The 19613-nt window shown below is 52.5% G+C and carries 8 protein-coding genes; 5 read left to right on the top strand and 3 right to left on the bottom strand.

Translation table 11 applies throughout. From position 1 onward, the window contains the following. Window positions 1–57 precede the first annotated feature (57 nt). The 4 genes from DXH95_RS08590 to DXH95_RS16295 all read left to right on the top strand — a co-directional run bounded on the left by DXH95_RS08590 (window position 58) and on the right by DXH95_RS16295 (window position 17780). Window positions 58–2253, top strand: coding sequence for a type I secretion system permease/ATPase (locus DXH95_RS08590; RefSeq protein WP_275401826.1), 2196 nt, complete (start codon window positions 58–60; stop codon window positions 2251–2253). Further along, entirely contained in the window at window positions 2250–3707 is a 1458-nt protein-coding gene (locus tag DXH95_RS08585; protein WP_115548935.1) for an HlyD family type I secretion periplasmic adaptor subunit, read from the top strand. The genes DXH95_RS08590 and DXH95_RS08585 overlap by 4 nt, the downstream gene beginning before the upstream one ends. Window positions 3708–4002: 295 nt before the next feature. Then, on the top strand, window positions 4003–4761 hold the full coding sequence (locus DXH95_RS08580; RefSeq protein ID WP_115548934.1) for a hypothetical protein: 759 nt from the start codon (window positions 4003–4005) through the stop codon (window positions 4759–4761). Next, window positions 4758–17780, top strand: a complete 13023-nt coding sequence (locus tag DXH95_RS16295; protein WP_115548933.1) for a tandem-95 repeat protein — start codon at window positions 4758–4760, stop codon at window positions 17778–17780. Before DXH95_RS08580 ends, DXH95_RS16295 begins: the two co-directional genes overlap by 4 nt. 219 nt (window positions 17781–17999) lie before the next feature. Here the strand turns inward: DXH95_RS16295 and DXH95_RS08570 are convergent, their stop codons facing one another. From DXH95_RS08570 to DXH95_RS08560, 3 genes are read right to left on the bottom strand one after another with little or no spacing between them, the layout of a single operon-like run. Beyond that, a complete protein-coding gene (locus DXH95_RS08570; protein ID WP_115548932.1) occupies window positions 18000–18548 on the bottom strand; it encodes a hypothetical protein in 549 nt (182 codons plus the stop codon). Further along, entirely contained in the window at window positions 18545–18838 is a 294-nt protein-coding gene (locus DXH95_RS08565; RefSeq protein WP_115548931.1) for a hypothetical protein, read from the bottom strand. The genes DXH95_RS08570 and DXH95_RS08565 overlap by 4 nt, the downstream gene beginning before the upstream one ends. Window positions 18839–18881: 43 nt before the next feature. Then, on the bottom strand, window positions 18882–19283 hold the full coding sequence (locus DXH95_RS08560; RefSeq protein ID WP_115548930.1) for a lysozyme inhibitor LprI family protein: 402 nt from the start codon (window positions 19281–19283) through the stop codon (window positions 18882–18884). A 104-nt stretch (window positions 19284–19387) separates the two neighbouring features. Here DXH95_RS08560 and DXH95_RS08555 point away from each other — a divergent pair, with 104 nt between their 5' ends. Further along, a complete protein-coding gene (locus DXH95_RS08555; protein ID WP_115548929.1) occupies window positions 19388–19609 on the top strand; it encodes a helix-turn-helix domain-containing protein in 222 nt (73 codons plus the stop codon). The last annotated feature ends 4 nt before the right edge of the window (window positions 19610–19613 follow it).

The raw sequence follows: 19613 nt of genomic DNA, 5'->3' as shown, positions 1-19613 counted from the left end.
TCCTATACTTTTCTGCTAGATGCGACACCTCAAGAAGAGATTCGGGGTCGAACATCCGTGCGGTTGGAAAATGAAGACACAGGACCTGCAAGTCCTGCGCAGGGGAGTATTGCCTCTACGCAAGCTTTTTTACATCCGTCACTTGCCTGTTTCATACTGTTGGCCAAGTTTTTGGGAACACCTGCTGATCCTGAGCAGATTGCGCATGATCGCGGGCGGGGAGATGATCCCTATAGTCTTGAAGACCTGTCGCGGATTGCCAGGAAACTGGGACTGATAGCGAGGCTCAGAAATGCCAATGTTGAAGAACTGCGCAAGGTCCCGCTGCCTGCGCTGATGGATAGCACTGACGGCAATGCGGCCATCCTGCTCAAGATCGAGGAAGACAGCATCAATCCGCGCTATCTCATCCAGCGCGGCGATGCCGAGCGGCCCGAGGTGTGGAGCGCTGCGCAGCTGGAGGAGCGTTTTGCTCGCCGCCTGCTGCTGCTCACCAGTCGCGAAGCGATGGCAGGCGAGAAGCGACCCTTTGACATCAGCTGGTTCATTCCGGCGCTGGTTAAATATCGCAAACCCTTACGCGATGTTCTGATCGCGTCTTTCTTCCTGCAACTAATGGGTTTGGTTTCCCCGATCTTCTTCCAACTGGTGATCGACAAGGTACTGGTGCACCAGTCGCTTACCACATTGGACGTATTGGCCTTCGGCCTAGCAGTGGTGCTAATATTTGAAACAGCCATGTCGGGTTTGAGGAACTGGTTGTTTGCCCACACTACCAACCGGGTCGACAGTGAACTTAGTAGCCGGATGTTCCGACACTTGCTGAACCTACCGCTCAGCTATTTCGAAGCCCGCCGTGTAGGCGACAGCGTGGCCAGGGTGCGTGAGCTGGAGAGAATACGAGAGTTCCTGACTTCCAATGCGGTGACTGTCGTGATCGATCTGTTTTTCACCATCGTGTTCTTTGCGGTAATGTTCATGTATTCGCCGTTGTTGACGCTGGTCGTGCTGCTCTCGATCCCGCTTTATGTGGCAATCTCGCTGTTCATCTCACCGCCCTTGCGCGACATGCTCGAAGAGAAGTTCCGCCGGGGGGCGGAGAACCAGTCCTTCCTGGTTGAAAGCGTCACCGGAATCGGCACCTTGAAAGCGATGGCGGTCGAGCCACAGATGCGCGACCGGTGGGAGAAGCTGTTTTCCGGCTATACCAATATCGGCTTCGATGTAGCCAAGCTTGCCAATACCGGCAGCCATCTCATCCAGCTGGTCTCAAAGCTGACCACGGTTGCCATCCTCTACTTTGGTGCAAAATCGGTGATTGCAGGTGACCTCAGCGTGGGCAGCCTAGTTGCCTTCAACATGCTCGCGGGCCGCGTGTCGGCACCGATCCTGCGCCTGTCGCAACTGTGGCAGGATTTTCAGCAGGTGCGGATATCAGTGGACCGTTTGGGCGACGTACTTAACGCGCCTGCCGAGCCTGAATACAATCCAAGTCGTGCAAGCCTGCCGCCGATTGCAGGCGCGGTGGAGTTTGACAAGGTCCGCTTTCGCTATCGCCCCGATGCCCCCGAGGCACTGCGCGGAATATCCCTGCAGATCGAAGGCGGCGAGATGCTCGGCATTGTCGGGCCATCGGGTTCAGGCAAATCCACACTGACCAAACTGGTCCAGCGGCTCTATGTTCCCGAGCAGGGCCGTGTGCTGGTTGATGGTGTCGACCTGTCGCTCGTTGATCCGGCTTGGCTGCGTAGACAGATCGGCGTGGTCTTGCAGGAAAATATATTGTTCAACCGCACGGTGCGCGAGAATATCGCGCTCGGCGATCCAACACGACCGATGGAAGCGGTGATCGCGGCTGCGCAATTGGCAGGCGCGCATGAGTTCATCCTGCAGCTGACGCATGGCTATGACACGGTGATTGACGAGCGCGGAGGCAATCTTTCGGGCGGACAGCGCCAACGCATGGCGATTGCCCGCGCACTCATCAACGATCCGCGCATCCTGATCCTTGATGAAGCCACCAGTGCGCTCGATGCCGAGAGCGAGGAAATCATCCAGAACAACCTTGCGAGCATTGCGCAGGGCCGCACAGTCATAATCATCGCGCACCGTTTGTCCGCAGTCCGCCAATGTAACCGCATCATTACGGTTGAAGGCGGAGAGGTGACTGAGATGGGGAGCCATGAAGAGCTTATCAAGGCCGGTGGCCGTTATGCGCAGCTTTATGCCAAGCAGATGGGAACTAAGCTATGAGCTTTGCTGACCGTTTTCCTGCTTTGGCGCATCATTGGGCGGTCCTTAAGACCAGCTGGAAACAGCAGGACGAGCGCGAGGCCATTGCCAAACCGCGCAGTGACCATGAGTTTTTGCCCGCAGCGCTGGAGATCATGGAGAAACCGCCAAGCCCCGGTTTGCGATATCTGATGCTCGCCCTGTGTGCGCTATTTGCCATCACGCTGATCTGGTCTTTTGTCGGCAAGGTCGATGTGGTGGCAACGGCCAGTGGCAAGGTGATCCCCAGCGGCAATGTGAAGGTGATTCAGCCAATCGAGATCGGCTATGTCCGCGCGATCCATGTGAAGAATGGGCAGCGCGTTGAGACGGGACAGCTGTTGGTTGAGCTTGATCCGACTTTGGCGGGCGCGGAAGCGGAGCAGGCAGAACAAAGCCTGCTATCGGCAGAGGTGATCGCTGCACGCAACGCTGCACTGCTCACGCATCTGCAAGGGCGCCCCGCGCGCTTTGTGGCACCAGCAGGAACGCCTGCAGAAATCGCCGAGACGCAGGCGAACTATGTGCGTACGGCGATTGCCGAATATGAGGGCGAGAAGGTAAGCCTTCAGCAGCAACGTGCGCAGCAACAGGCACAGCTTGCCGGTGCCGAAGCGGAGATATCCAAACTCACCCAGACCCTTCCTTTGGTCGAGAAGCAGCTCGAGGCTCGAAAGGAACTGGCTGACAAGGGCTACTTCTCCAAAATCCGCCTGCTCGAATATGAACAGCTCCGTCTTGAGCATATCCAGAATATCGAAGTGCAACGCGCCAAAGCGGCGGAAGCCCGCGCAGCGATCGGCAATATCGATGGGCAGCTGGCTCGTCTCAAAGGCAACTTCGGTAAAGGGGCAGTCACCGAGATGGCGGAAGCGCTGGAGAAGTCGGGACTGTCGCGTCAAGAGGTCACCAAATCACAAAGGCGCAAGGCGTTTTATGAGCTGCGCGCTCCAGTCTCCGGCACCGTTCAACAATTGGCGATCTCTACTATCGGAGGCGTGGTGCAGCCTGCGCAGGCACTGATGATTATCGTGCCTGACAGTGCAACCGCAGTCGTTGAGGCCAATATCCTCAACAAGGATATCGGGTTCGTCCACGAAGGCCAGCCTGTGCGGATCAAGCTGGAGGCGTACAATTTTACCGATTATGGTATCATTCCTGGTGTGGTTGAAAGCATCAGTCGCGATGCCATCGATTTGAGCCAGCCCGGACAGCAAATGGCCAAGGATCCCAATGGGCGCCCGATCCAGCAGGGACTGGTCTATGCCACCCGCATCCGCCTCCTCCAGCCCAGTATCCGCGTACGCGGGCAAGACCAGCTCATCGGTCCGGGACTTGCCGTTCAGGCGGAAATAAAGACCGGTGAACGACGCATTATTGACTATTTGCTATCACCAATGGTGCAAACTTTTGATGAAGCGGGACGTGAACGCTGAAAATAGATTGAAACTAAATATTCACTGTAAATTATACTTGACGAGCAAGTATCGCTCGCTAGCTTTGAGCACAGATGGTGGCGGATTGGATTCTGCTTTTTGGAGGCGCAATGAGTTTTTCTATATTTTGCGTAGTTCCTGATGAAAAACGTCACTTTTGGGTCACGAAGTTCGAAAATACGGCCTTTTTGTCCGTACTTGATTGGAATTATCATTCCGTAGTCAGTAATCGATATTCTCAGTCGCAGTACATTGCTGCAACCAATCGCGAAATTTTCTGTGAAAGGATGAACGCATGATCACGCGCAGGATTTTTGGCGGGCTGTTGCTGGGCGGGATGGCCTTGGTGGTTTCGGGGTGCGACGCGCTTGTCCGCCCTTCGACGGAGGCGCGCTATCGCCTGACTGTAGAAGTTGAAACGCCCCAAGGAATCAATTCCGGATCGAGCGTCATCCAATTGCGAGCAGTCAGTAACCCCGAATGGATGCGGCAATCGTCTGGGCGTACTGGAGGGATATCTTTCAAGGGCGAGGCAGTTGCTGTAGATCTTGGCAAAGGAAAAACGCTTTTTGCTTTGCTACGTGGGGAGACCAATGACGTCACCCCTTTCACATTCCTGCGGGTGGCCCAAGCTGTCGACATGGCTGACTATGGCGACGCCCGAGCGATGCTGGAACGGATGGGGCGCGGGCGCGACGTCAGAATATTGCCGCCGAAAATGGAAACAGGCTGCGCCGATGCCTTGAATTGCAGCATTAGCGCATACCCTCTCCTCGTTACCTTCAAGGATATCAAGGACCCGACAAGCGTGGAGCGGGTTGATCCCGACAATCTCGAAGCCAGTTTTGGCAAGGGCTATCGGCTGAAGGTCATCACCGTGCAGGTCACCGATGAAGAGGTGACGACAGGGATTGAGAAGCGGTTGGGGTGGCTAAAGAGCATCGGGCTGGAACGCGGAACTCTTAAGTCTAATCCGCCAAAGTACCTGGATGAAGTCACTGATCCTATTCAGTTAGTCGGACCGAATAGTTTTTCAACGGAGTTGTTTAAATGACATTGAGTCGTGATTTATTCCTCTCGATCCTTGCTATGGATGCGTACAATCGCGATTACGGCTTCGGTGTCAAAGTGGATGGTACCCAAATTGGCAACGCGCGGATTCGGTCTCGCGACGGACTAGGTATAACTGCTGATCAATATGCAAGCTGGCAAGCAACCGGCTTTTACGCGATCGCTTATGATGTTTCCGATGCGGAGATAGACGGCCTCTCGGGAACGGTGATTTCCTATCGGGGGTCGGATTATCAGGATACCAACGGCATCAGCCCCTTTTCGCGAGATATTTGGCAGGGGTGGAGCAACGGGGCAGGCTTTCCTTACGGGGGGCAACCCCGGTTGGCGCTAGATTTCTATTCCGCCGTTACCGGTAAATCTCCGTATAATACCCCGGGAAATTATACTATTACAGGCCACAGTCTCGGTGGCAGTTTGGCTGGTTTCGTATCCGCGCTATCTGGCAATAGAGCGCTACTATTTGACCATGTTCCATTCGGTATTGCCGCATATGTGCAGGCACACGGCGTCAATGTTCCTCTCTCGCTCGTGCAGACCGGGCTGCCGGATGCTTACCATGTTCTAGGAGAAGTTGCGATAGGGACTCGATTGGGTGGTCTGCCGTTTGCCGCCTCACTGCCATTGAACGCCATTGTCCCGTTTGTCCCCGCTTTGGCAGGTGGCACAGTAGCAACTGGAACAGCTGCGCTTGAGTTGGCGGTCGACAACCAAGTTTTAACGACGGGTTTGTCTCCAATCGCATCATTGGCAAACACTATCCAACTCCATTCCCAAGCGTTACTGGTTACTTTGCTATGGGCTCGCGACAACGCCAATGTAAACTGGCAATACGCTGCGGCCTCGCTGATACCTGCCTATTTTTCTGAAGCCGTGGCCAATTCGATACCCGAAGCGGCGGGGTATAAGGGCGAAATAACTTCGTCTGGATATGTATTACAATCTGCCATTGCCTATTCGGCGATAGATGAAGGCGAACGCCCGTTCGGCGACGTCGGCATCCGCGCAATGTTTGACGATGCAGCGGATTTCGGATCGGTACTGCGATATAATTTGATGCCAACTTGGGCAGGCGATAGCCTCAACGATTCCATCGGACGTATCATTGTTGAATTTGCCGGGTTGATGGCGGTGCGCGATGTAGAAGCGCTTGGCGATGGCGCGCCAACAGCCAATGCAGCAGCTCTCGAAGGGATATTGTCGCTTGATGGAAGTGGAACCGAAGGTGTCCCGGATGCGTTGCGTATCAGTTTCAGTGATACTTTATGGTCGCTTTCAGGCCGCACCTTGGCCACTCCGTTGCATGAATCCCGCGAGCGGACCGGCCTTGTCGATGCGACCATCAATGCGGTAAGTGCTAGTGTTGACCTCGACATGATTAGTCGATGGTACAGTGATGAAGTGGGGGGGAACCTGCTTCACGATATCGACGAGATTGTCTTCGCCTTCTCAACCTCACCCAATTTCGCTGCTTCATCTTCTAATACGCTCTCAATGTTCGTGACTGGTGACGCTAGCGTTTCGACAACGCTGGGTAATTCCAACAATTTTGTTGTAAGTGGGGCTGGTTCTGACGCGATCGATGGCGGGACAGGAACGGATATTATAGTCGCCGGTGATGGTGTCGATGTGCTGCGCGGTGGCAGCGGTGATGATTGGTTGGCCGGAGGAGAAGGCGGCGACATCCTAGAAGGGGGAGATAACAACGATTATCTTAGCGGTGGCTATGGTGCCGACAATGTGGACGGCGGCGATGGCGATGACGAACTTGTCGCCAATTTCGACAATGAAGTGGATGAACTTGACGGCGGTTCGGGCACAGACACAGTTGTTTTTGCTTATGATCAGGGGGATTCAACGATCCGCCTGACGGCAAACGCGCAGTCAATCCCAGGCGTGACAGGGCCAAATGACGGCTTCGGGCTGGAGATTGTCGGTGCACTCAATGCAAACGGATCGGCAGGTAATTTTGGCGGTGACCAGCTGATTTCGCTTGAACTGGCCGCTGTGCAGGCAGGCACAGGCGAGGATACGTTGCGGATTGAGCAGGATATCAATGCAGCGGTCATCGACTATATCGATCTCGGTCGCCAGACGTCGGGAGCTTACGATCATATTAATCTCTCCAACTGGCAGCAGAATCTGTTGGTCGATCTATCGAGCGATTTCGTCAGCTTGTCCGGTGCGGGTGGCAACGCCTTAACTATCGAAGTGCGTGGCGCAGAGGCTGTGACTGGCGGGGATGGCGATGATATTCTCGTTGGGAATGGAGTGGCCAACCGATTAGTTGGCGGCCTTGGTGACGATTCTATCGACGGTGATGACGGACGCGACATTCTGGTCGGCGGACTTGGCAACGATACACTTACCGGCGGACAGGGGAACGACCGAATCGATTCCGCTGAAGATGAGCCGAATAATAGCGGATCGATCGACAATGTTTTCGGTGGCGAAGGTGCTGATCGCTTCTTTGTCAATGGTGGCGATATCATAAACGATATCGACGGTGACGACATACTTGTATCCTTTTCAGATCTGGTCCTTCAAGGCGGCGAACGCGAGGAAGGCGAAACGATCTATGTCGGTCGTGCCGGCGAAGAGTATGAACTTTTGGGATCGGATCTGAAAGTTACGCTTACCGCAGGTGCCTCCGCGGGAACCAGCATCACCATTTCAAATTTCACCAATGGCTATGCAGGTATTTCACTGACCGAGGCCAGCGACGAAGATGATCCGCGACGTAATCGTGATCGCAACAATCCCGGGCGTCATTTTCCCAACAGTTTTAGCAATCGAGATCCTCTGGTTCTCGATCTTGATGGCAACGGCGTTTCGATGTCTTCGCTCACTGGATCCAATGTCTTCTTCGATCTCGATGGCGACGGTTTTGCAGAACGCACCGGCTGGGTAGGTGCAGGTGAAGGCTTCCTTGCAATTGATTCAAATAACAATGGGGTGGTCGACAATGGTCTGGAGTTGTTCGGTAGCGCAACCCGGAATGGCTTCGAAGCACTCGCCGAATACGACGGCAATGATGACGGGCGCATCGACTCGGCAGATGCAGTCTGGGACCGATTGATCGTCTGGCGCGACGCAAATCGTAACGGGATTAGCGAAGCGACCGAATTGACACAAATAGATCAGAACGACGTGTTTTCGATCGGGCTGCAATTTAGGGTGCCGCGCAGTTCGGAACAACGCAGAGCTGGAAACACTCTTCTTGGCATTGGTTCGTTCTCAGAAGCGGGTGGATTTGAAGCGGAAGCAGTTGCTGTTGCTTTTAGAAACGATCAAACAAATACGCGTTTTGTCCTGCCCGACAATTTCACTTACGATGACGAGGTTTTGTCACTTCCGAATCTGAAGGGATATGGCGACCTACCCGACCTGTGGGTTGCGATGACGCTCGACCCCATTCTCAAGCAGATGGTTCAGGACTTCGTCACTGGATCTTATGAAGACATTTCTGACTTTGTGGGGCGAGCTTATTCGATAAAAGCGCCCGATTATTATCGCTATGGCTTTTTGCAAACTGGCGAGACTACTCATCATTATGAGGCTAGCGCGTTTGAAAACATTCTGGCCAGATGGGCAGGCGTGCCAGTTTTGCAAGGTGAGTTAGATGAGTTTCAAATCGAACTTACTGCAGAACGCATAATTGGACGGTCCATTCTCAATGACCGGGGCGCTGGAAATCCAAACTTTCACGCCGCATTTGCATTAATGTCTCAAGATTTTGCAGCGCGTTTCGCCATCGGCTGGGCGAATGCGCTGCAGAATGGCAGTCGAGACAATCAGATTTCGCAAATAATTAGCGCGCTTAATGAAGCAACTAATGACGAGGAAGCGGAAAGCTTGGAGCTGCTGCTCGGGCAAATTTTGAATGGAGCGGCAGTCGACGCGATCACAGACCCATTCCTGCGGCGTTTCTCTATGCTGCAATATGAAGTTTCGACGAATTCTATTTTAGGCGACACTGCCGCGTTCATTGATGCGGAACTCGAGAGTTTTGAGTTTGACGCCCAAAATCCCAATAGCGGGTGGCTAGAATGGTATGCTGGGCGCTCCACAATACTCAACATTATTGATCCTGAAGGGTCATTACTGGACGTAAGACGCCGAGCTTACACAGGCAACAGAATGCTGGGAGTTTTTTTCAATCCGCAAAGCGGGATTGCAAATTTTGTTTCCGGCAACGGAATAGTTGTCGGCGATGCAGATGGTTTTGCGCGAGTTGATGTACTTTCAGGCGGCCAAGGAAATGACAACCTGCAGGGCGGGCGGGGCGACGATACATATGTTTTGGCCGATGGTTTTGGCCAGGACATTGTGATTGATAGTGCAGGGGCCAATGATGAAGTGGCGTTTCAAGGCACGCTCCGTTCTACGCTTGCTGTTTTAACTGTTGAAGGAGCAAGCGGACGCGATCTGCGCATCCGCTTTAAAGGACGAAATGAAACGGTACTCATCAAGGACTATCTCGATGCCAGCGGGAATCCGACTATGGAACGGATTACATTTCCCGACGGGCCATCGTGGAGCGGGAGGTTTATCCGTGATCTGGTGATGGCGCAGCGTGCGACGAGCGGCGACGATCGCATAAGAGGGACGTCGGCAGATGAGACGCTCATCGGTGGGGCTGGCAATGACATATTGAACGGAAGCTTAGCGGGGGGACTTGCTGAACGCTTCAATGATGCGGGTGATATATTTGATGGTGGCCTCGGCAACGACGGACTTAACGGCTCTTGGGGCGACGATGTCTATCGTTTCGCTCGTGGCGATGGCCATGACATAGTTTCTGACGTTGGCGGATTTGTAACGATCGAGTTGGGTCGCGGTATTTCGCCGACAGATATTTCAATCCGTGGAGCAGAGAACGGACAAGACCTGATTCTGCGGGTCAGCGGAGAAGATCAATCAATTATATTGCGTGGCGCTCTTGCGGGTGACTTTGGCAATGGCAGCATTCGGATCATCTATGCAGATGGCACGATTTGGACCGAAGCAGACGTTCGCACGAATGCGGTCGCAGGTACCGACGGAAATGATGCGCTTTTTGCATTCTTGAGCGGCTCGACGCTTGCAGGCGGCGAAGGCAATGATCGTTTGCGCGGCTATATTGGCGACGACATTCTGATTGGCGGACGAGGAAATGACCAGCTTGGAGATATTTTCGGGCGCGATGAGTTCCGATTCTCCCGAGGTGATGGCCATGACTTCGTTACTATCGGCGATCCACAAATATCGAATGTTTCTGCAAGTGAAACCAAGACCATCGCGTTTGACAATAGTGTTACCCTTGCTGATTTGAGTTTCGAGCAATCTGATGAGGGGCATGCGCTGGTCATACGCGTTACGGGCGAAGATCAATCGATTACAATCAGCGATTTTATGCTCAATATTGGCCGCTTGCGTCTCCGTTTCACCAATGGAGATGTCTTTAACGGCGCGCATTTGCTGGGATTTGCCTTAACACCGACTGAAGGCGATGACCGGTTCATTGGCTCAACCGCGAGCGAGACAATTCTTGGCGGCAACGGCAATGACGAACTGATCGGCGGCATGGGCAACGGCAATCACGGTGATGATACACTGGATGGCGGATCTGGGAATGACATATTGGTTGGTCGTTCCGGCACCGACATATTGATCGGCAGTACAGGCAACGACCTGCTGAGAGGTGGCGTTGGTGCTGACGCGCACCGCTTTGCGCGTGGCGATGGCCACGACATCATCGAATTTGCAGGTCTAGGGGACTACGTTGAATTTGCCAGCGGCATCACGCTATCTGATATCTTGGCTGAAGTCAGCGATGATGGCAGCGACTTGATCCTGAGAATTGCAGGAGAAGATCAATCGATCACGCTGCGCGATGTGATGTTCAACAGTTCCTACGGCGCAAACGAAATCCGCTTTGTAAATGAGCCTGCGACAACGATTGATGCATTCATCCTGTCAACACAGGTTTCGACTGCAGGCAATGATCATATCAATGGTTCATATCATGGCGGAATGCTGACGGGCGGTGATGGTAATGACATCATCGAAGGTGGTCATTCTGACGAGCTGATTGATGGCGGTAGTGGTGACGACATCTTGTCAGGCGGCGGCGGTACGAACATATTCCTGTTCGGACTGGGATCTGGAGCGGATATTCTTAAACGAGATTCGGCTTATATTTCGTCCCAAGATGCAATAGAATTTGGTGTTGGAGTCCTGCCTGAGCAGATTGAAATTTCAGCATCGGCTGATGGCAACACCATAATTCTGACTATTGTTGGCACAAGCGACAGCCTCACAATCGAACGAGGCCACCCAGTTTTAAGAACCGGAGAATTCCGTTTTGAGAATGATGTGGTTTGGACACCTCAGCAGCTTTTTGGTGCGCTGTTCGGAGCCACACCAGGCAACGACGTGCTTTTTGGATCGGCGCAAGGTGGGCTCCTAGAAGGCCTTGACGGAAATGATCTTCTCTCTGGTGGAACTGCGGCGCAGATATTTGTTGGCGGTCGCGGCGATGACCGCATGGAAGGAAATCAATCCTACACCGACGTCTATCGCTTTTCGCGCGGCGATGGACAGGATCTGATTGTCGACACGCAGAACCAGAATTTCACCGAAGACCCTGATTTTATTGAGGGCTCGAATATCATCGAGTTTGGCGAAGACATCGAACCTGATGATATCGCGATATTCAACTATTCTGATGGAACGACAATTCGCGGCAGTGTGATGATTATTGCAGGGTCCGATGATCGGATATATTTCGAATATGATCCTGACCAGTCTGAGCTTCCTGTATCCGAAGTGCGTTTCGCAAATGGGACCTCATGGACAAGTTCCGACCTCTTTGAACGAAGCGGGTCTGGCGTTCTGAACGGCTCGCTGCTCTCACCCGGTGAATTCAATAATGTCGTTGACACGCGTGGTGTGGTTTCTGCCATTACCGGTAGCGGTGGCAATGACGTTTACATATTCAATCAAGGATATGGCGAGTTGATCATTGATCAAAGCCAGATCGGTTCGTTTGTATCTGGAATTCCGCCCTATGGTTCGGTCCTGCGCCTCGGCGCAGGCATAAATCCCGATAACTTGGCGGTTTCGACTAACGAACAAGGCGACATGATTCTGTCGTTGAACGAACATGATCGTGTCGTTTTGCTTCGCGCACGAAGCGAAGCGCCGTTACCGTACCCGAGTGTCACGGAATCCTATTCTGGCGTAATGCGTTTCGAATTCGCCGATGGTTCGTCATGGGAATATGCCGATGCGATAAAGGAAATCTATCGCGGCAAAGCTGGGCAAACAACGCTTACAGGCGATCTGTTCGGTGGAACCTTTGACACGCGTGGCTTTGCAACAGAAATATTCAGCGTATCGCCGAGGGACACATTTGTGTTCAATCAAGGTTATGGTCACATCAGAATCAACATAGCCATTCCTGAAGATTTCGATTTTGGCGTCGAACTGGGCGAAAACCTTGTCAACCTTGGAGGCGGTCTATCGATGAGTACCGCCTCGTTGCGCACCACCGAAGCAGGCGATCTAATTATCGATTTCGGTGATGGCGATGTTTTGGAATTCGTCAACAGTATCGAAACTGACCCAAATTTCGCAGTCTTCAGGCATTTTGGCTATCTTGACGACGGATTTGAGCAGACGAGCTTTGCAACCTTGCTCGATATGGCCAACACTTCTGCCGTTACCGATGCGATGTCCAGCGATCCCGAAACAGTGGTTAAACTGCGGGGTGACCTCAACGATCAATATTTTGATCCAAAGGGCGCAGGGGACGTCATTGATGGCGGTGGAGGGTATGACGATATCTTTTATCAGCGCGGTTATGGAGAGCTTACAATTCATATCGCGCGCGATCTCGGTACTAATGACGATTACCGGCAAAACACGGTCTTTCTCAATTTCGTTGGCATTTCCTCCGAAGACGTTGAAATTCGAACGGGAGTTGAAAACGAGTTGATCGTCGACTTAGGTGATGGCGATGTCATTAGGCTGCAATTTACGCGCGATCCAGCGCTTGACCTCACAGATAGAACCTACTTCCTTCCTGCCTATGGAGATTTTCCGCTTTATTATGGCGGAGCTCTCTCCTTTTCGTTTGATGACGGAGCTACGCTGGACGGTCCGCAAATTCTGGCGCTGATCGATCAGAACGACACGCCGATATTCGGGTCTGGCGAATATTACGCAGAAGTTGCCGCGGTATCATCAGGCCTGCTGACTCTTGCTGGCGAGTTTGAATTCAGTGATGCGGATTTGGCCGACACGCATGGTATTTCTGTGGTAGATGTTGCCCTAACCGGGAATGCCAGTGGGCTACCCCCGGCGAGCGAGCTTGTTGACCTACTCGGCGGGCAGATCGCAACCGAAGCGGCAGGAGCGAACAACGGGGCTGCTCATTGGTTTTTTAGTGCTGAAAGTAGCTTATTCGACTATCTCGGTGACGGCGAAACGGTAACGCTGAATTACAGCTTGCAGATCGACGATGGCCGCCAAGGCCTTGTGATGCGCAATGTCGAAATCATGGTCACCGGCACTAATCAGACCCCAGGAATAATTGGCGGCGTATTTGGCGCGTCACTGTCACCCAATACGCCATTGATCGGCGCAAATGGCGAAATCCGCTTTACCGATGTTGATCAGGACCAAACGCACACGATCAACTTGCTTAGCGTTTCGGTTGATGGCGTAAGCAGCGGTCTTCCCGAGCAGTCCGAGCTCCTTTCATGGCTGTCGTTGAGCGCTCCGACGGGAGCAGGTGCATCAAAAACTGCCGTATGGAGTTTCGACCCGGGCGTGTTCGATTTTGACTACCTTGGTCTCAGCGATAGGCTGCAGTTGACCTATCAAGTTGAAATTCGCGATGCATTAGGCGCAGCGATTACACGTGACGTAACCATAGTGCTGGAGCAGTCTTTACTCGCACCAGATGCACTGTCGGCAATCGATGGGACGCAGTTCGTAGAAGACAGTTTCTTTGACTTGAATATTCCATCGTCCTCCTTTGAATCGTCGCTCACAGGGTCTCTCCTACTCACCGCGTCGCTTGCCAATGGGTCGGCATTGCCGACATGGCTGAGTTTCGATGGCACTCGCTTGACTGGCAATCCGCCACCTAACTTTAATGGGACGCTCGACCTTCGCATCGTCGCAACCAACGGCACTGCCAGCGTGCATGATTTCGTAAGTATAGAGATTGCGGAAGTTAACGATGCACCAGTTGTCGATCAGATTTTGCCAGACTATCGATTTGCTTCGGGAGTGGCAGTAGACATTGCGATTCCGGCTAATGCCTTTGTCGATGTCGACGGTGATGCGTTGAGCTTTGCGGCCGTGCTAGCCGACGGATCAGCATTGCCGAGTTGGTTGAACTTCAACGGAACCCGCTTTGCCGGGGCCCCGCCTGCCGACTTTACAGGCGCGCTTGTCGTGCGATTGACGGCCTCCGATGGCAATTTTGCTGCCGAACAGTTGTTCAATATCTCCGTCGCGCTCGAGAATGCTGCTCCTTCAGTAGCCCAGACCCTATACGATTGGCAGATAAGCGAAGACGAAAATGTTAACATTGTATTGCGCGAAGGCGTATTTCGCGACGCTGACGGTGATATGCTTGTCCTCACAGCACGACTAGCTGACGGCAGCGATTTGCCAGCCTGGCTCAGTTTCGATGGCAGTCGCATAACTGGGACGCCGCCTGCAAATTTTAATGGTGTGATGGAGATAGCCATATCAGCGAGCGACGGCCAAGCAAACGCTGTCGATACCTTCAATTTGACCATCAATCCTGTCAACGATGCACCAGTTTCCGTAAATGACTCAGGGCTGTCAGTAGTGGCAGGCGCTCAACTACTTATCGATCCTCTCGCCGTACTAGCAAACGATAGCGACGCTGACGGTGATACACTCGCTATAGTCGGAGTAGATTCGCCTGTAGGCGGCTTAGTACAGATCAATGCGGATGGTAGGATCAGTTTTGAGGCAAGCGAGAGCTTTGTAGGTATTGGGAGCTTCCGCTATACTGTAAGTGACGGTAATCAGACAAGTTCGGCAACAGTTACTGTAAATGTGCAGTCAGCCGAAGTGCCTTGGACTTACGGCACCGCTGGAAACGATACGATTAATGGATCGGGAAATAGTCGCAATCGGATCGATGGTTTGGCTGGTTCGGACAACATCAATGGCGGTCAACTCAATGACGAACTGCTTGGCGGAGATTCCAACGATAATCTTTACGGCAATGCCGGCGACGACGTTCTTCGCGGAGGTAACGGCGATGACTTTATTTATCCCGGGTCAGGGATAGATTTGGTTGATGGCGGTATTGGGGCGGATCGTGTGTTGTATAGCGCATCAGCCTCTGGTGTCGCATTCTCGCTTTTGAACGGGGGTACTGCTGGCGATGCGCTGGGTGACACCTATGTAAGCGTAGAATGGGCTGCGGGTTCAGCCTTCAATGATATTATCGAAGGCGACAATTTTGCAAATTACTTGTTCGGAGACAATGGAAGCGACGAACTGATCGGCCTGGACGGGAACGACACATTACAGGGTGGTAATGGTGCCGATGTTCTGCGGGGCGGTGCTGGCAATGACACCATGATAGCAGATCGAACCGACAACGCGGCAGACACGTTTTATGGAGATGCTGGAAACGATTATATTTCAGTTGGCTATCTCGACAGCGCCTATGGCGACGACGGTAATGATCAGATCGACATTCGTGGCTCCAACAGCGCAGTGTACGGAGGGAGTGGAGTTGACGACTTTGATTTGAAATCCAACGCAACCAACGTCTCCGTCGATGGCGGCGAGGGCTTCGATTATCTTGATGGTGCGGGCTGGGATCTGTCAGTCGCTTCTCTCCTAAGTATCGAAAGTATCACTGGCAGCACCGACATCAACAATAGCTTTGCGATAACCGTAAACTCTACAAGTCTAAATCTGTCTGCAGCCCAATTTATTTGGTATTTGGACCTGATCGCTGGAACCAATGCAGACACGACCATCATTGGCCCGGGGGCACCGAGCAATCCGATGCCTTCGCGGCTTCGTATTTATGGTGCGGGAGGCAACGACTCACTGACTGGGTCGCTAGTTGCCGACCATCTAACTGGCGGTGCTGGTAACGACTTTTTGGCCGGGAACACAGGTACTGATATTGCCTATTTCAGCGGTGCGATCGGAACCTATACATTTGTGACAAATGGCGGAGCGGTCACTGTTGTCGACAATGAGATAAACATCGATGGGAATGATGGCACTGATACGCTTTCAAGCATTGAGCAACTGAGCTTCCAAGGTGGCGTAACAGTCAATGTCGCATCACCTATCATTCTCGATCTTGATGGCAATGGTATTGAGACGTTGTCGGCCAGCGAAAGCGCCGCACGCTACGATCTCGACGGAGATAGTCTCGCCGACGATACGAGCTGGATTGGCTCGACCGAAGGTTTCTTGTTTCTTGATCGTGACGGCAATGGCACGGTTAGTAATGCGGGCGAGTTTAGCTTCATAGATGATGTGGCTGGTGCGCGATCCGACCTTGAGGGTTTGCGCGCTTTTGACAGCAATCGTGATGGCATATTGTCGGCCCTTGACACTCGCTTCTCTGATTTCCGTATTTGGCAGGATAAGGATGGAGATGGTGCTGCAGAGAGCGGTGAGATATTGTCGTTCACGCAGGCGGGTGTGCGATCGATTGGTCTTACCGGAACCGCAGTCAACGGCACAACGCAGCTCGGTGATGTAGCGATTATCAATCGCGGTACCTATACGCGAACCAACGGTACCACTCGGCAATTTGTAGATGCAGCGCTGACTTATTATTCGGCAGCCAGCAACATACCCGAGATCGCGGTGCAAAGTTTGAATTTTGAACGCAAGTCTCGTCGCTACTCGATCAATTACGCCAATGGCCAGATGGCAATAGCTCCCAACAAAAGAAAGGGCGAGGTTGATGCGCGGGCTGGGGTGCTTGGGGCTTCGTCGCTCTTGAGATTTGCCAACGAGACAACAGGCTTGCTCTCTCCAATCATTCTTGATCTTGACGGTGATGGCGTCGAAATGCGCTCAATAAAGAAGGCAAGTGCATCATTTGATATGAATGGTGATGGCATCCTTGACGATACCGGCTGGGCGGCTGGGGGAGACGGATTCCTGGTAATCGACCGCAACAATGATGGTCGCGTCAATCACGCATCAGAATTGAGCTTTGCAAGCGAGGATAAGGAAGCAAGCAGTGACCTAGAAGCACTGACAGCGCTCGACAGTAATGAAGACGGCGTTCTGAACGCTTCTGATGCGCGATTCGGCGAACTCAAAGTTTGGAGCGATACAGATGGCGATGGCGTAACCGATACTGGCGAGCTTAAGACTCTCGCGCAGCATGGCATCACCGAAATTGCACAGCGCGCACAGCATCGACAAGGCCAGGCAGCGGTCGGTAGTAACATATTATTATCAACAGCAGTGTTTACTCGTAGCAATGGCACCACCGGCACGCTTGGTAACGTCGCCCTTGCCTATCGTCCAGGGAGCAGTCCTGCATCCGACAACGCCGGTCGAGAGAATGGTTCGTTCATCTCGCCTCGAACGATCGGCGACCACGAAACCTTGCATAGCTTGGGCTTAAATGAAGGCGCGGAGACGTTAGTTGATGCAGTGACGGCATTGCGAAGTTCAAATGGTCCCGCGTCGCTATTCAATGTCGACGAGTTTTTGCGGGATGGTTTGAATCCGTTCGATTATTTCGAGAATGCCGAGATTAATTTGCAACCGATGGAAACAGATCGAGCTAATTCGACAGTAGCTCAGCGTATCACGACGGCGCATTCCCAAAAATGGCAAGCGTTGAACTCGCTGGAGCCAGATCGCATGCTGAGCTTGATAGCACAGGATATGGCATCATTCGGCGTGCGGAGTGGTGAGGGCGAGCTGGCATGGCGCAAGGATGGGATCAAGCCGATCGATTTTTATGCGTAACAAGGGGCGGCGACAGGGTTGCCGCTCATGCATAGATTTTCAATGCTGCCGGAAACCCATGACAAATTTGCAGTTTTGTCATGAGTTTGGAAGGCTGATCGCTTCAAGCTTCGCAACAGGTTTAGCGTCCGACGATGGACCCAAGCCGACATTCAAGAGCAAACAGAATATTAAAGGGAATGCCTATTCTGATAATCGCGATGGCGTCGACGATTGCCTTTATTGGCTCGTACACCGCACCATCCGGTTGCCATCGTGAAGTAAGACATTTGGTGCCTGGCGATCAATTGTAGCCGTTATGCGTTGATCATATTCGCTGTAATCTTCTTGCTCGCCTTCAGGCATCTCATAATCCACATGAACGTTGTTCCCATAGGTTAGCGTCAGACCGTTGAGATCATAGTTCCCGTAGCTGCCATCCATACGATATTTGCCACTTGGTTCGAACGTGATGATGTTATCCGTGTCACACGATGCGACCAACATCGGGTTTTCATCAGGGTCAGCACTGCGCCAACTGCCAACCAACCATTCCTTGGTAGGCAGCTCCAATTCTGGCTCGACTTCTTTTTCGTTGGAAGTCGTAACTGGCCGCTCATGCCGTAACGAATTTGCAGAGATTTTGGCATTCTTTGCAACAGCGAACTGATCTTTGCGGTTGTCGCTAGTCGAAGCGATCATCATGCCAAAATAGATCATCGCCGCAGTGATGATTGCGGTGGCGACAAAGCCCAGTCCTGTCCAGATATGTTTTTTGCTGCGCTTCATGATTTGGAACCTTCGCGGGCAACCCGTTCGAGTTCGTCGGCGATACGGATGACACCTTCTACTAGTTCACGATGTCTGTCGTGTAGCGAAACAAGTATCGCAATCGCGCCGATATAGAGAATAAACAATATTCCACCGGTTGTAAGCGCGAGAATGGTGCCGAATGTGAATTCTGACGATGCAAAGAGGCCGGTATCTGCTGCCCAGATGAGGCCCAGCACGAGCCCTACCAGCACAACAAAAATGAATGCGAAAATGACATATTTGAAAAGCGAAACGATGAACGCCATGCGATGAACTCCATAAGCTGGAAGTGGGGTAGGGAGAAATTGTTCAGTAGTTTTCGAGGAAGCGCGTGCGCTCTAAGGTTTCGTCAACAAGGCAGCTTCGATATAGTATCAGATACAGTGTGCCGCCTTGTTCCGGAGCTGCAGCTCGCTCACATTGCCGGTCGCGTTTAACGATCCAAGCGCGCTGTAAATTGCGAAGCTCGATCTTTTTGGGCTGCGTCAATCGACGCATCACCAATTTGTAGGTCTGGTTGAGCTTTGCATCCTGTATATCGAGCTCGTCGAGCAAACACTCGGACATTGCTGGATCACTGCCCTCAGCTTGAGCAATGCAAGCATCGTAGGATCTGGAGTATTTTATCGCAGCTGGTGGTGAGGCACTTGCAACTGCTGTTTCGTATGAAAGTAGAACCGGCAAGCTCATGCTTGTTAGTTTAAATGACATCGTTGAATCCAATCCTTCTTGGTGACTTGATGAAGCATAACAAACCTATTTTGTCGAGTATACTCCGTTGTTAAATACTCAGCAAAGCAGTTCCATCTTGCGCGATGGAAATCAGAAAAATCTTCGCTCAAAATTTGAAGAGGGAGCGATTGGCGAGAGGCTTGTCGCAAGAAGAACTTGCTCATCTTGCAGATATTGATCGAACTTATGTCAGCTCGCTCGAGCGCAGCGTTTACAACCCCACCATTGATGTTGTTGACAGATTGGCCAAAGTGTTGGGCATGACGGCTGCTCAATTGTTGAGCCCAACAAACGCACAGCGCTGATTGC

Origin of the sequence: Sphingorhabdus pulchriflava (assembly GCF_003367235.1) — a bacterium.
In the GTDB taxonomy this organism is placed as follows: Bacteria; Pseudomonadota; Alphaproteobacteria; order Sphingomonadales; family Sphingomonadaceae; genus Sphingorhabdus_B; species Sphingorhabdus_B pulchriflava.
This window is presented reverse-complemented; position numbering and strand designations above follow the sequence as displayed.